Annotated in this window: 11 protein-coding genes and 1 tRNA gene; all 12 read right to left on the bottom strand. The window is 63.0% G+C overall.

The window, feature by feature from the left end; genetic code table 11:
• Nucleotides 1-24: 24 nt before the first annotated feature.
• The 12 genes from nusA to nuoF all read right to left on the bottom strand — a co-directional run bounded on the left by nusA (nucleotide 25) and on the right by nuoF (nucleotide 13936).
• Nucleotides 25-1536 (bottom strand): transcription termination factor NusA, encoded by a 1512-nt coding sequence (gene nusA, locus ABQ039_RS12320; protein WP_024937970.1) that lies wholly within the window; start codon nucleotides 1534-1536, stop codon nucleotides 25-27.
• 4 nt (nucleotides 1537-1540) lie between these two features.
• Nucleotides 1541-2131, bottom strand: a complete 591-nt coding sequence (gene rimP / locus ABQ039_RS12325) for a ribosome maturation factor RimP (RefSeq protein WP_046343329.1) — start codon at nucleotides 2129-2131, stop codon at nucleotides 1541-1543.
• A 210-nt stretch (nucleotides 2132-2341) separates the two neighbouring features.
• Nucleotides 2342-2418, bottom strand: a tRNA-Met gene (locus ABQ039_RS12330).
• A gap of 201 nt (nucleotides 2419-2619) precedes the next feature.
• Nucleotides 2620-4080 carry an NADH-quinone oxidoreductase subunit NuoN gene (nuoN, locus tag ABQ039_RS12335; RefSeq protein ID WP_024937972.1) on the bottom strand — a complete coding sequence of 487 codons (1461 nt, stop codon included), beginning with the start codon at nucleotides 4078-4080 and terminating at the stop codon, nucleotides 2620-2622.
• Between the two features lie 36 nt (nucleotides 4081-4116).
• On the bottom strand, nucleotides 4117-5619 hold the full coding sequence (locus ABQ039_RS12340) for an NADH-quinone oxidoreductase subunit M (RefSeq protein WP_102256530.1): 1503 nt from the start codon (nucleotides 5617-5619) through the stop codon (nucleotides 4117-4119).
• Nucleotides 5620-5639: 20 nt separating this feature from the next.
• A complete protein-coding gene (gene nuoL, locus ABQ039_RS12345; RefSeq protein ID WP_184609165.1) occupies nucleotides 5640-7814 on the bottom strand; it encodes an NADH-quinone oxidoreductase subunit L in 2175 nt (724 codons plus the stop codon).
• A 7-nt stretch (nucleotides 7815-7821) separates the two neighbouring features.
• Complete coding sequence (nuoK, locus tag ABQ039_RS12350) at nucleotides 7822-8127, bottom strand: NADH-quinone oxidoreductase subunit NuoK (RefSeq protein WP_006450557.1); 306 nt, start codon at nucleotides 8125-8127, stop codon at nucleotides 7822-7824.
• Nucleotides 8124-8786, bottom strand: coding sequence for an NADH-quinone oxidoreductase subunit J (locus ABQ039_RS12355; RefSeq protein WP_172837831.1), 663 nt, complete (start codon nucleotides 8784-8786; stop codon nucleotides 8124-8126). Before ABQ039_RS12355 ends, nuoK begins: the two co-directional genes overlap by 4 nt.
• 4 nt (nucleotides 8787-8790) lie before the next feature.
• A complete protein-coding gene (gene nuoI, locus ABQ039_RS12360; RefSeq protein WP_167709143.1) occupies nucleotides 8791-9279 on the bottom strand; it encodes an NADH-quinone oxidoreductase subunit NuoI in 489 nt (162 codons plus the stop codon).
• Between the two features lie 3 nt (nucleotides 9280-9282).
• The gene (gene nuoH / locus ABQ039_RS12365; protein ID WP_167709144.1) at nucleotides 9283-10374 is read right to left on the bottom strand and encodes an NADH-quinone oxidoreductase subunit NuoH; all 1092 of its coding nucleotides are present in this window, start codon (nucleotides 10372-10374) and stop codon (nucleotides 9283-9285) included.
• Nucleotides 10371-12605 (bottom strand): NADH-quinone oxidoreductase subunit NuoG, encoded by a 2235-nt coding sequence (nuoG, locus tag ABQ039_RS12370; protein WP_349778420.1) that lies wholly within the window; start codon nucleotides 12603-12605, stop codon nucleotides 10371-10373. Before nuoG ends, nuoH begins: the two co-directional genes overlap by 4 nt.
• Nucleotides 12602-13936: an NADH-quinone oxidoreductase subunit NuoF gene (gene nuoF, locus ABQ039_RS12375; RefSeq protein WP_024937978.1), complete on the bottom strand. Its 1335-nt coding sequence runs from the start codon at nucleotides 13934-13936 to the stop codon at nucleotides 12602-12604. Before nuoF ends, nuoG begins: the two co-directional genes overlap by 4 nt.
• Nucleotides 13937-13938: the final 2 nt, after the last annotated feature.

Here is a 13938-nt window from a genome sequence, read left to right on the forward strand (position 1 = left end):
GTCAGGGCGCGGTTCATTGCCGGCTCATTCGCCGCGCTCCAAACGGGCGATCTCCTCGGCGCGGGCCGCCAGGATCAGCGCCGCGGCGCGCTCCTGGGTCAGACCCTCGATGCCGAAGTCGACGATCTCGTCCGCTGCCAGGTCGGACAGGTCCTCGCTGGTACGCACGCCGTGCTCGGCCAGAGCAAAGGCCGTTTCCTCGTCCATCCCCTCCAGCGCCAGCAGGTCCTCGGTGGGCTGAGTTCCTTCCAGGCCTTCTTCTTCTGCCAGCGCGGCGTTGAGCAACGCATCGCGGGCACGGGCGCGCAACTCTTCGACGATGTCTTCGTCGAAGCCTTCCACCGCCAGCAACTCGCCGACCGGCACGTAGGCGATTTCTTCGACCGTATTGAAGCCTTCGGTCACCAGGATCGCTGCGATTTCCTCGTCCACTTCCAGGCGATCCATGAACAACTGGCGCGCGGAGGTCTGCTCGGCTTCGGACTTGGCGGCCACCTGGTCGGCGGTCATCACGTTGAGCTGCCAACCGGTCAGGCGGCTGGCCAGACGCACGTTCTGGCCGCCCTTGCCGATCGCCTGGGCCAGGCGGTCTTCCGCCACGGCCAGATCCATCGAGTGCTTGTCTTCATCGACGATGATCGACTGCACTTCGGCCGGCGCCATCGCATTGATGACGAAGTTGGCCGGGTTCTCGTTCCACAGCACGATGTCCACGCGCTCGCCATTGAGCTCGTTGGATACCGCCTGCACGCGCGAACCACGCATGCCGATGCACGCGCCGATCGGATCGGTGCGGGTGTCGTGCGCGATCACCGCGATCTTGGCGCGGTCGCCCGGATCGCGTGCGCATGCCTTGATCTCGACCAGGCCCTGGCCCACTTCCGGCACTTCGAGCTTGAACAGCTCGATCATGAATTCCGGCGCGGCGCGGCTGATGAACAGCTGCGGGCCACGTGGCTCCGAACGCACTTCGGCCAGATAGCCGCGCACGCGGTCGCCGGGGCGCAGCACGTCACGCGGAATGCCCTTGTCCTTGGGAATGAAGGCTTCGGCATTGCCGCCCAGATCGACAAAGATGTTGCCGCGCTCGGCGCGCTTGACCACACCGGTGATCAACTCGCCGACGCGATCCTTCCAGGCATCGACCACCTGCTGACGCTCGGCCTCGCGCACACGCTGCACGATCACCTGCTTGGCAGCCTGCGCCGCGATACGGCCGAAGTCCGGGTTTTCGATCTGTTCTTCGATGTAGTCTCCCACCTCGACGCCGTCGGCTTCGTCGACGGCATCCATCAGACGCACCTGGCGATCCGGGGATTCCATCACGACATCGTCGGCAACCACTTCCCAACGACGATAGGTTTCGTAGTTACCGTCCTTGTGGTCGATGGTCACGCGCGTCAGCACGTCCTGGTCGGGATAGCGCTTCTTCGCTGCGGAAGCCAGCGCGGCCTCGATCGCATCGAAGATCACTTCGCGCGGCACGCCCTTTTCGTTGGCCACCGCATCCACTACCAGCAAAAGTTCCTTGCTCATTTCGTCACTCCGCGCGCGGCTTGCCAGCCGCCGACTCGTTGGATGGTTTCTTCTTGTCGTGCCCGGGTTTTTTCGGGCCGGGCTTGTTCGGTTTTTGCGGGGCCAGGCCCAGGGCGACCCAATCCGGCAGGATGCGCGCCTTGTCGATGTTGTCGAAGCCGATCTGCACATCCTTGCCGTCGACGGCGAACACCACCGCATCCGTCTCGGAGTCGATTCGCACGATCTGGCCCTGGAAGCGGCGCCGGCCATCCTGCGCCAGCTTCAGCACGATCTTGGCGGACTCGCCAACGTGACGGCCGAACTGCTCCAGCGTGAACAACGGACGGTCCACACCCGGCGAGGACACCTCGAGCGTGTAGTTGCCGGTGATGGGGTCTTCGACGTCGAGCTGGGCCGAGACTTCGCGGCTCACACGCTCGCAGTCGTCGACGTTGATGACACGCTCGGGCTGTTCGGCCAGCGGCACATCGATGTACAGGCGCAATGTGGCGCCACCTGGAGCGGGAAGATATTCCACACCCAGCAGTTCCAGGCCCAAGGACTCAACCGTTGGACTCAGCAGATTCGCGATTTCGGTCGCTTTTTCGCTCACAGACTGCCCTGATCAGATGATTGCCAGTAGAACCCCGGCAACCGGCAGCAAACTTTCCGGTTCCGGAAAAAACAAGGGGCCCGATGGGCCCCTTGCGTGAAAAAATCCCGACCTCTCAGGGTCGGCGCAAAGACGGGAACATGCGTCTTTGCGATCCAAGAAGCTGAAGAACTGCCCTAAGGCATTGCATTAAAGCAGCACTTCAAAACTTGGTAGCGGGGGCAGGATTTGAACCTGCGACCTTCGGGTTATGAGCCCGACGAGCTGCCAGACTGCTCCACCCCGCAGCAGAAGCGGAATTATGAAGAACTTGAGCGGCAATTGCAAGCCCTAGTTTTTCATCGATTGAAAACCCTGGGGGTCTTCAACGTCGCGGCAAATGATAACCGCATTGCAACAAAAACGAAACAGCAATTACGACTTTATTTCAGTCGGCCCATCAACAGTGCTTGTGCACATGTGCCGCAAGGTCATGCCACGACTGTGACTCAGGCAAGGCCTGCAAATGCACGCTGGCACCACACCATGATCGGGCTCCAGGCCAGGCCCAGCGCAAGCAACGCAAGCGCGTTGACACCGAGCACGGTACCCAGCACACGGTCGTTGTTGGCCGGCAGCGGCTCGCCCACCGGCTCATCGAAGTACATGACCTTGATGACGCGCAGATAGTAGAAGGCGCCGATCACCGCGCAGAGCACACCGACCAGGGCCAGCCACAGCATGTCGCCATTTACCGCGGCGCTGAGCACCGCCAGCTTGGTCCAGAAGCCCAGGAACGGCGGGATACCCGCAAGCGAGGCCATGATGCACAGCACCAGGCCGGCCATCCACGGATTGCGTGCGTTGAGTCCCTTGAAATCATCGATGTTCTCGGCTTCGAAGCCGTTGCGCGACAACGCGATGATCGCGCCGAACGCGGCGGTCGACATGATGGTATAGCTCACCGCGTAGAACATCGCTGCGGCATAGCCTTCCTCGCCACCACCGGCCACGCCCATCAACAGAAAGCCGATGTGCGAGACGGTCGAGTACGCCAGCATGCGCTTGAGGTTGCTCTGCGCAATCGCCATCAGGTTGCCGATCACCAGCGACACCGCAGACAGGCCGCCGATCAACAGATGCCACTGCGGCGACAGCGGCCCCATGCCAACCTCGAGCAGGCGATACGCCATACCGAAGGCAGCGAGCTTGGGCGCAGAGCTGATGAACAAGGCGATCGGCGCCGGCGCACCCTGGTACACGTCAGGCAACCACATGTGGAACGGGGCAGCACCCAGCTTGAAGGCCACGCCGGCGATCATGAAGATGGTGCCGGTCAGCAGCAGCGTGCGCTCGTTGGAGCCTTCGATCGCGTCGTGGATGCCGCTCAGGCTCAGCGTCCCGGTGGCGCCGTAGACCAGCGACATGCCGTACAGCAGCAGGCCCGAGGCCAACGAACCGAGCACGAAGTACTTCATCGCCGCTTCGGTGGCCAGGCCGTTGTCGCGATTGGAGGCGACCAATGCGTACGAGCACAGCGCGAGCAGTTCCAGGCCCAGGTACACCATCAGCAGGCTGCCGGCCGAGGTCAGCAGCATCATGCCGGCGGTGGCGAACAACACCAGCACCGGGATCTCGCCCTGATAGAGATTGCGTTCGCGCAGGTAGGTCCAGCCATAGACCAGGCTCAGGCCACTGACCAGCACGATCACCGTCTTCATCACGTCGGCCGCAGTGTCGCGCACGAACATGCCGTGGAAGATCTCGCCCTGCCCGCCCGTACCGGTCGCCAACAGCGCGAACACCACCGCGAGCACGGCGACGGAGAACAGGTGGGTCCAGACCTTGTTCCGCTGGCTCACGAACAGGTCGAGCATCAGCAGTGCAAAGGCGCCGCCGATCAGCACCAGCTCCGGAACAAGCGGAGCCAGGTCAGCGGTGGTCAACGGCGCGAGCGTTGGCGTGGTCATCATCAAATCCTGGAAATCAAAACGTACGGCAAGCTGTTACAGCTTGGACGCGGCAATCTGGGTAGCCAGCTTGGCGATCGATGGTTCCATCAGATCGGTCAGCGGCTTCGGATACAGGCCCAGGGCCAGCACGCCAACGGCGAACACCCCCAGCACGAACGCCTCACGGCCATTGATGTCCTTCAGCTCGGCCACATGGGCATTGGCCACTTCGCCGAAGAACACGCGCTTGTAGAGCCACAGCGTATACGCGGCGGTGATCACCAGCGTGGTGGCGGCAGCGAAGGCAACCAGCGGATGCTTCTGGAAGCTGGCCAGGATCACCATGAACTCGCCGACGAAGCCACTGGTACCCGGCAGGCCGGCATTGGCCATGAAGAACAGCATGGAGAACGTCGCAAACCACGGCATCACGTTGACCACGCCACCGTAATCGGCGATGCGGCGGGTATGCATGCGGTCGTACAGCACGCCGATGCAGGAGAACATCGCACCGGACACGAAGCCGTGCGAAATCATCTGCACCATCGCACCCTGCAGGCCCAGGCGGGCGGCATCGGTGCTGCCGTACTCACGGACCAGGGTGAAGGCGATGAAGGTGCCGAGGGTGACAAAGCCCATGTGCGCGATAGACGAATACGCCACCAGCTTCTTCATGTCGTCCTGCACCAGGGCCACCAGACCGACGTAGATCACCGCGATAAGCGACAGCGTGATCACCAGCCAGGCGAACTCGTGGCTTGCATCCGGCACGATCGGCAGATTGAAACGCAGGAAGCCGTAGCCACCGATCTTCAACGCGATCGCAGCCAGGATCACCGAACCGGCGGTCGGCGCTTCGACGTGTGCGTCCGGCAGCCAGGTGTGCACCGGGAACATCGGCACCTTGACCGCGAACGCGATCAGGAAGGCGAAGAAGATCCAGGTCTGCTCCTTGGCGGTCAGCTGCAACGCGTACAGGTCGGCCAGCTGGAAGCTACCGCCCTTCAGGTACAGGTAGACCAGGCCCACCAGCATCAGCACCGAGCCGAGGAAGGTGTACAGGAAGAACTTCATCGCCGCGTAGATGCGCCGCGGACCGCCCCAGACGCCGATGATCAGGAACATTGGGATCAGCATGGCTTCGAAGAAGACATAGAACAGCATCGCGTCGGTCGCGGCAAAGATGCCGACCGTGACGCCTTCCAGGATCAGGAAGGCGGCGACGTACTGATTGACGCGCTTGTCGATCGAGCGCCAGGCGCCGATCAGGGCCAGCACCGTCACCAGCGTGGTCAGCACGATCAACGCGACCGCGATGCCGTCAACGCCCAGGTTGTAGCCGATGTTGTAGGCCGGGATCCAGGCATGCAGTTCGATGAACTGCAGGGCGTCATTGGCGGTGTCGTAGCCCAGCAGCGGCAGACTCAGCACAAAGGTCGCCACCGCCACCGCCAGCGATGCCCAGCGGGCAGTCTCGGCGTTGCGCAACGCAAGGATCAAGGCGCCACCGATAATCGGCAGCCAGATCAAGATAGACAGTAAAGGCCAGTTCGACACGTTTTCTTATTCCGTACAGGTCAACGCCAGAAATGCATCAGTACCGCCAACAAGGCGATCAAACCGATGATCATTGCGAAGGCGTAGTGATAGAGGAAACCGGATTGCGTGCGACGCAGCAGATTTGCAGCCAGGTCGATCAGTCGGGCAGAACCATTGACGACGACACCGTCGACCACATGGGTATCGATGGCACGTGACGCCTTGCCAAGGACCACGCCGCCACCGGCGAAGCCATTGATCCAGAGCTTGTCGAAGCCGTACTTGTTTTCCAGCAGCCACACCACCGGCGCGAACGCCTTGCGCGACTTGGTAGCCAGTTCCGGCTTCCACAGATAGAACAGCGCAGCCAGCAGCAGGCCGGCGACCGTCAGGAAGAACGGTGCCGCCATCATGCCATGCAGCGCGAAGGCGACCGGGCCATGGAACTCTTCGGCCAGTGCGCCGACGGTGTCACGCGCCGGATCGTAGAAATCGACGATGCCGGTGAAGAACGACACTGCCTGCCCCTTGAGCGCATGCGCGGCGTGGTGGCCCTGCCAGTCGGTGCCGAACAGCATCGGACCGATGGTGAAGAAACCGATCGCCACCGACGGGATCGCCAGCAGGATCAACGGCAGCGTCACCACCCACTTGGATTCATGCGGCTCGTGGGCACCATGGTGGCCATGACCGTGGTCGTCGTGGCCGTGCGTATCGTGTGCATGTGCGTCGTGCGCATGACTGTCGTGCGCGTGGACCTGCGCCTCGGCATCGGTGTGCGCACTGTCGTGGTGTGCATGCGCAGCGTGCGCATGGGCATCGCGGAAGCGTTCCTTGCCGTGGAAGGTCAGGAACAGCAGGCGGAAACTGTAGAAGCTGGTCACCAGCACGCCGCCGAGCACTGCCCAATAGCCATATGTCGCGATCCAGCTATGCGACTCATGGGCATGGTGTGCGGCTGCCTCGATGATGGTGTCCTTGGAGTAGAAGCCGGAGAAGAACGGCGTACCGACCAGTGCCAAGGTACCGATCACGCTAGTCCAGTAGGTCACCTTCATGTACTTGCGCAGGCCGCCCATCTTGCGCATGTCCTGCTCGTGGTGCATGCCGATGATGACCGAACCGGCCGCCAGGAACAGCAGCGCCTTGAAGAAGGCATGCGTCATCAGGTGGAACACGGCGGCCGAATACGCCGACACGCCCAGCGCCACGGTCATGTAGCCCAGCTGCGACAGCGTGGAATACGCAACCACGCGCTTGATGTCGTTCTGCACGATGCCGATCAGGCCGGTGAAGAAGGCCGTGGTCGCACCGATGAACAGGATGAAGTTCAACGCGGTTTCCGACAGCTCGAACAGCGGCGACATGCGCGCGACCATGAAGATGCCGGCGGTCACCATCGTCGCGGCATGGATCAGTGCCGAAATCGGGGTCGGGCCTTCCATCGAGTCCGGCAGCCACACGTGCAACGGCACCTGCGCCGACTTGCCCATCGCGCCGATGAACAGGCAGATGCAGATCAGCGTCATCACGCTCCACTCGTGGCCTGCGAACAGCTGCACCTTGGCACCAGCCATGGTGGTCGCATTGGCGAACACGGTGGAGTAATCCAGCGAGCCGAACCACAGCAGCACACCGGCGATACCGAGAATGAAGCCGAAGTCGCCGACGCGATTGACCAGGAACGCCTTCATGTTGGCGAACACGGCGGTCGGGCGCTTGAACCAGAAACCGATCAACAGGTAGGACACCAGACCCACCGCTTCCCAGCCGAAGAACAGCTGCAGGAAGTTGTTGCTCATCACCAGCGTGAGCATGGAGAAGGTGAACAACGAGATGTAGCTGAAGAAACGCTGGTAGCCCGGGTCTTCTTCCATGTAGCCGATGGTGTAGATGTGCACCAGCAGCGACACGAAGGTCACCACCACCATCATCATCGCGGTCAGGCGATCGACCATGAAGCCGACATGCGCCGAGTAGTTACCGACATCGAAGAAGGTGTACAGGTTCTGGTTGAACGGGCTGGCGCCCTGCTCCACCAGTTGATACAGCGTCAGGCACGACAGCACGCAGCTGACCGCCACGCCCAGGATGGTGACGTATTGCGCGCCCTTGCGCCCTACCTGGCGACCGAACAGGCCGGCGATGATGCTGCCGACCAGCGGTGCAAGCACCACCGCGATCAACAGACTCTTGGAGAGAGTGATTTCCATCTACAGGTCAGCCCTTCAACGTATCGACTTCGGCCACATTGATCGTGCGGCGCGTGCGGAACAGAGTCACCAGGATCGCAAGGCCGATCGCAGCCTCGGCGGCGGCAACGGTCAGGATGAAGAACACGAACAGCTGACCGGCGGGGTCGCCAAGCTCGCGCGAGAACGCAATGAAGTTGACGTTGACCGACAGCAGCATCAGCTCGATCGACATCAGCAGCACGATGACGTTCTTGCGGTTGAGGAAGATGCCGGCCAGGGAGATGCAGAACAGCACCGCGCCCAGTCCCAGCAGGTGGCCCAAGGTAATCAAGACTTCGCCTCCTGTCCGTCGGCCGCATCCAGCTTCGGCGCGACCTGTACCGGCTTTTCAACCGCCATTTTGACCATGCGCAGACGATCGCCCGCCTTCACCCGCGACTGCTCGCCCGCATTCTGGTGCTTGATGCCGGTGCGCTTGCGCAGGGTCAGCATCACCGCGGCCACCACGGCCACGGTCAGGATCACCGCGGCGAACTCGAACGGCAGCAGGAACTGGGTATAGAGGGTCTTGGCCAGCCAGGTCAGGTTCGACACGTCGGCGGCCTGCGCAGCGGCGTTATCGGCCGGGAACGGTGCGGCACTGCGCGCCTTGACCCCGATCAGGGTGACCATCTGCGCCAGCATGGCAACCGCCACGATGACACCGACCGGCATGTACTTGACCCACCCTTCGCGCAGGCGGCTGGTGTCGATGTCCAGCATCATCACCACGAACAGGAACAGCACCATCACCGCGCCGACGTAGACCAGCACCAGCGTCACGCCGAGGAACTCGGCGCCGACCAGCAACCAGATGCATGCCATCGAGAAGAAGGTGAGGATCAGGCACAACACGGCGTACACCGGGTTGCGCACGCTGATCACCGCACCGGCGGACACGACCGCGACGGCGGAGAAGGCGTAAAAAGCAATAGTGACCCAGTCCATCATGACCTCAACGGAAGGCGGCATCGGCAGCGCGACGCTCGGCGATCTCGGTTTCGAACCGGTCTCCGATCGCCAGCAGCTGCGGCTTGTTGACAATGTTCTCGCCACGCTTCTCGAAGTGGTACTCGAGGATGTGCGTCTCGACGATCGAGTCCACCGGGCAGCTTTCTTCGCAGAAGCCGCAGAAGATGCACTTGAACAGATCGATGTCGTAGCGCGTGGTGCGGCGCGAGCCGTCCTCGCGCTTGGCCGAGTCGATGGTGATCGCCAGCGCCGGGCACACCGCTTCGCACAGCTTGCAGGCGATGCAGCGCTCTTCGCCGTTGGGATAGCGACGCAATGCGTGCAGGCCACGGAAACGCGGCGACTGCGGGAACTTCTCCATCGGGTACATCACGGTGTACTTGGGCTTGAACGTGTATTTCAACGTCAGCCACAGGCCGCCTAGCAGTTCGAGCAGAAGCAGGCTCTTGAAGTAATGGGTGATCTTGTTCATCAGTTACACGCCCTTCTGGATCACGCCGTAAAACACCATCAACGCCGTCACTGCGATCCACACGATCGTGAGCGGAATGAACACCTTCCAGCCCAGACGCATGATCTGGTCATAGCGGTAGCGCGGGAAGCTGGCACGGAACCAGATGTAAGCGCTGGCGAAGAAGAACACCTTCATCAGCAGCCACGGCCAACCGCCCTTCCACAACCAGTCGATCCACGGCGAGATATCCGCATTGACCCAACCCTGGATCGGGCTCAACCAGCCGCCGAGGAAGAAGATCGAGATCAGGAAGCTGACCAGGATCATGTTGGCGTATTCGGCCAGGAAGAACAGCGCGAACGCACCGCCCGAGTACTCCACCATGTGGCCGGCGACGATTTCCGATTCGCCTTCCACCACGTCGAACGGGGCGCGGTTGGTTTCGGCGACGCCGGACACCCAGTACACGATGAACAACGGGAACAGCGGAATCAGGAACCAGTCGAAGAAGCCGGAGCTGCCCGCCTGCGCGAACACGATCTGGCTCAAATTGACGCTGCCGGAAGCAATCATCACGCCGACCAGCGCAAAGCCCATCGCGATTTCGTAGCTGACCACCTGCGCGGCCGAGCGCATCGCACCCAGGAACGCGTACTTGGAGTTGGACGCCCAGCCGGCCAGGATGATGCCGTACACGCCCAGCGAGGTCATCGCCAGCAGATACAGCAAACCGACGTTGGCGTTGGACAGCACCAGCTGCGCGTCGAACGGCACCACCGACCAGGCCGCGAAGGCAGGCGCCAGGGTCAGCAGCGGCGCGATGATGAACATCGCCTTGTGCGAGCTGCTCGGTTGCACGATCTCCTTGAACAGGAGTTTGAACACGTCGGCGAAGGCCTGGAAGATGCCCATGCCCACGTACATCGGCCCGTGACGCACGTGCATCCAGCCGATCAGCTTGCGCTCCCAGACCACGTAGAAGGCCACCGACACGATCACCGGCACGGCGATCAGCAGGATCTTCAGCACGGTCCACAGCACCACGCCGCCATCGCCCAGACCGACAAACCACTGGTGCAGGGGATCGACCAGGTTCAACAGCAATTCGTTCATGCAGCCACCACCGTTACACGACCGGCACCGAGCGGCGCGGTTGCGCCATGGCCGGATTCGATCCACACCGTGCCCGGTGCGACGCGCTTGTCCAGCACTACCGGCAACGTCGCCTTACCGGCGTCGGTACCGACCTTGACCATCTGACCAGCGCCGACCTGCAACTGCGCAGCCTGCTCCGGATGCATCGCCACACACGGCGCGATGTTGAGCGGATGCGATTGCAGCGCGGCGGCGCGACGCACCACCGCATCGGTGCGATAGATCGCAGCGGTGGCGGCAACTTCCAGCCCGTCGCTGCTCGCAGCCGGCTGCGCCGAAGCGACAGGGCTGACGGAACGGTTCTGCATGCCGGCACGCAGGCCGACCAGATCGATGAATTCGAAACCGGCCAGACCCAGCTCGCCACCAAGTGCACGCAGTACGCGCCAGCCTTCGCGGGCTTCGACCGGCAGGCGACCGGCGGCACGTGCGGTCTGCACGCGGCCATCCAGATTGGTCAGCGATGCGTCGATTTCCGGCAGCGCACCGATCGGCAGGATCACATCGGCCACGTCGCGCGTCGAGGCGCAGGCGAACTGGCTGAACGCGACCACCTTGGCACCCGCCAAGGCGCTGCGTGCGGCCGCGGCATCGGCGAAATCCAGACCCGGCTCGATGCCATACAGCACGTAGGCTTGGCGCGGCTGCGCCAGCATGCCGGCGACATCGCGTGCGGTCGGCAGCACACCCTGCGACACCAGACCGACCGCGTTCGCACCCTGCGGGATGCGGCACAGCGAGGCGCCGGTTGCAGCGGCGAAGTCGCGTGCAGCGGCACGCAATGCGGCAGCCTGCGGGTGGTTTTCAGCCAGTGCGCCGACCACGATCACGGCGCGCGTGGCGCCCTTGACCGCATCGCGCACCGCCGCATCGTCCAGGGCACCGGCCAGCTGCGACGGCGCAACGACCGTGCGGCTTGCCTGGGTGAAGGCAAAATCGAAATCGACCGGGTTGACCGAATGGATCTTCGTTCCGTTCTGGATGCTGGCCTTGCGCAGGCGTGCATGCAGCAACGGCAGCTCGTGGCGTACGTTGGTCCCGAACAGCACCACCACATCGGCGCGCTCGATCTCGGCCAGCGGCGTGGCGAACACTTCGGCCACCGCGGCATCGGAGAAATCACGGTTGAGCAGGCGGTGATCCAGATTGCCGCTGTTCAGGCCTTCGGCCAGACGTGCGAGCAAGGCGCCCTCTTCGTTGGAGGTGGACGGATGCACCAGCACACCGAGCTGATCGCCGGCGTTGTCACGCAGGATCTGCGTCGCGGCGGCCAGACCTTCGGCCCAGCTCACCTCGGTCCACTGTCCGTTGACCTTCTTCAGCGGCTTGACCGCACGGTCTTCGGCATACAGGCCCTGATGCGAATAACGATCGCGATCGGACAGCCAGCACTCGTTGACCGCCTCGTTCTCGCGCGGCACGGTGCGCAGCACTTCGCCGCGACGCACGTGCAGGAACAGATTCGAGCCCATCGCATCGTGGTAGCCGAGCGACTCGCGCGCCATCAGCTCCCACGGACGCGCACGGAACTGGAACACCTTGTTGGTCAGCGCGCCGACCGGGCAGACGTCGATGACGTTGCCGGAGATTTCGGTGGTCAGCGGCTTGCCGTCGTAGGTGCCGATCTGCAGGTTCTCGCCGCGATACATGCCACCCAGCTCGTAGGTGCCGGCAATGTCTGCGGTGAAACGCACGCAACGGGTGCACTGGATGCAGCGGGTCATTTCGGTGGCAACCAGCGGACCGATGTCCTCGTCCGGCACCACGCGCTTGCGTTCGTTGAAGCGGCTGACCGAACGGCCATAACCGAGCGACACGTCCTGCAGTTCGCACTCGCCGCCCTGATCGCAGATCGGGCAGTCCAGCGGATGGTTGATCAGCAGGAATTCCATCACGCTGCGCTGGTACTTCAGCGCCTTTTCGCTCCGCGTGGTGACCTTCATGCCGTCCATCACCGGCGTGGCGCAGGCAGGCGACGGCTTCGGGGATTTCTCGACGTCCACCAGGCACATGCGGCAGTTGGCCGCGATCGGCAGCTTCTCGTGGTAGCAGAAGCGCGGGATCGGGATGCCGGCCTTGTCGGCCGCCTGGATGATCATCGAACCCTTCGGCACCACCAGGGACTGGCCGTCGATCTCGACGGTGACATGGTCCGGTGGCACGTTGGGGTTCACTGGTTGGGCGCTCATGCGGCCACTCCGACGTGCGTGTCGACGATCGAACGACCGTTGACGATGTAGTACTCGAACTCGTCCCAGAACTGGCGCAGGAAGCCTTGGATCGGCCACGCCGCCGCCTCGCCGAAGGCGCAGATGGTGTGTCCTTCGATCTGGCCGGCAACGGTGCGCAGCTGATGCAGGTCTTCCATCGTCGCCTTGCCGGCAACGATGCGCTCCAGCACGCGGTGCATCCAGCCGGTGCCCTCGCGGCACGGGGTGCACTGGCCGCAGGATTCCTTATGGAAGAACTGCGAGATGCGGCAGGCGAAGCGCACGCAGCACACGCTGTCATCCAGCACCACGATCGCACCCGACCCCAGGCCGGTGCCGAGCGCACGCAAGGTGTCGTAGTCCATCTGCAGACCGGCCACCTGGTCGGCCTTCAGCACCGGCATCGACACGCCGCCAGGCACCACGCCCTTGAGCTTGCGGCCCGGACGCAGGCCACCGGCCATTTCCAGCAGTTCGTCGAAGGTGGTGCCGAGCGGCACTTCGAAATTGCCGCCCTTCTGCACGCAGCCGGACACCGAGAAGATCTTCGGGCCGCCGTTCTTGGTCTTGCTCAGCCCCAGGAACCATTCCGGGCCGTTGCGAATGATCGCCGGCACCGACGCATAGGTCTCGGTGTTGTTGATGGTGGTCGGCTTGCCGTACAGGCCGAAGTTGGCCGGGAACGGCGGCTTGTAGCGCGGCTGGCCCTTCTTGCCTTCCAGCGATTCCATCAGCGCGGTTTCTTCGCCGCAGATGTAGGCGCCGGCACCCAGCGCACCGTAGATATCGATATCCACGCCGCTGCCGAGGATGTTCTTGCCCAGCCAGCCGTTGGCATAGGCATCGGCCAGCGCCAGCTCGAAGTTCTCGAACGGCTCGTGGTGGAACTCGCCACGCAGGTAGTTGTAGCCCACGGTCGAGCCGGTGGCGTAGCAGGCGATCGCCATGCCCTCCACCACCGAGTGTGGGTTGTAACGCAGGATGTCGCGGTCCTTGCAGGTGCCCGGCTCGGATTCGTCCGAATTGCACAGGATGTACTTCTGCATCGTGCCCTTGGGCATGAACGACCACTTCAGGCCAGTCGGGAAGCCTGCGCCGCCACGGCCGCGCAGGTTGGACGCCTTGACCATCTCGATGACGTCGGCCGGCGCGATCTTCTCTTCGAGGATCTTGCGCAGCGCGGCGTAGCCACCGGTTTTCAGATAGCTCTCGTACGACCACGGGGTGTCGTAGTGCAGCGTCGTGTAGACGACCTGATGCGGCAACGGCGCCGGACCGACCGGGCCTGAGGGTGCGTGATGATGTGCCATGT

Origin of the sequence: Xanthomonas sp. WHRI 6108 (assembly GCF_040202385.2) — a bacterium.
In the GTDB taxonomy this organism is placed as follows: domain Bacteria; phylum Pseudomonadota; class Gammaproteobacteria; order Xanthomonadales; family Xanthomonadaceae; genus Xanthomonas; species Xanthomonas arboricola.

Bases quoted from the DNA above. Each gene is read 5' to 3' on its own strand.
- nuoI (WP_167709143.1), bottom strand. From the start codon at position 9,279: ATGAACAAGATCACCCATTACTTCAAGAGCCTGCTTCTGCTCGAACTG.
- ABQ039_RS12355 (WP_172837831.1), bottom strand. From the start codon at position 8,786: ATGATGGACTGGGTCACTATTGCTTTTTACGCCTTCTCCGCCGTCGCG.
- nusA (WP_024937970.1), bottom strand. From the start codon at position 1,536: ATGAGCAAGGAACTTTTGCTGGTAGTGGATGCGGTGGCCAACGAAAAG.
- nuoH (WP_167709144.1), bottom strand. From the start codon at position 10,374: ATGAACGAATTGCTGTTGAACCTGGTCGATCCCCTGCACCAGTGGTTT.
- nuoL (WP_184609165.1), bottom strand. From the start codon at position 7,814: ATGGAAATCACTCTCTCCAAGAGTCTGTTGATCGCGGTGGTGCTTGCA.
- nuoN (WP_024937972.1), bottom strand. From the start codon at position 4,080: ATGACCACGCCAACGCTCGCGCCGTTGACCACCGCTGACCTGGCTCCG.
- nuoG (WP_349778420.1), bottom strand. From the start codon at position 12,605: ATGAGCGCCCAACCAGTGAACCCCAACGTGCCACCGGACCATGTCACC.
- nuoF (WP_024937978.1), bottom strand. From the start codon at position 13,936: ATGGCACATCATCACGCACCCTCAGGCCCGGTCGGTCCGGCGCCGTTG.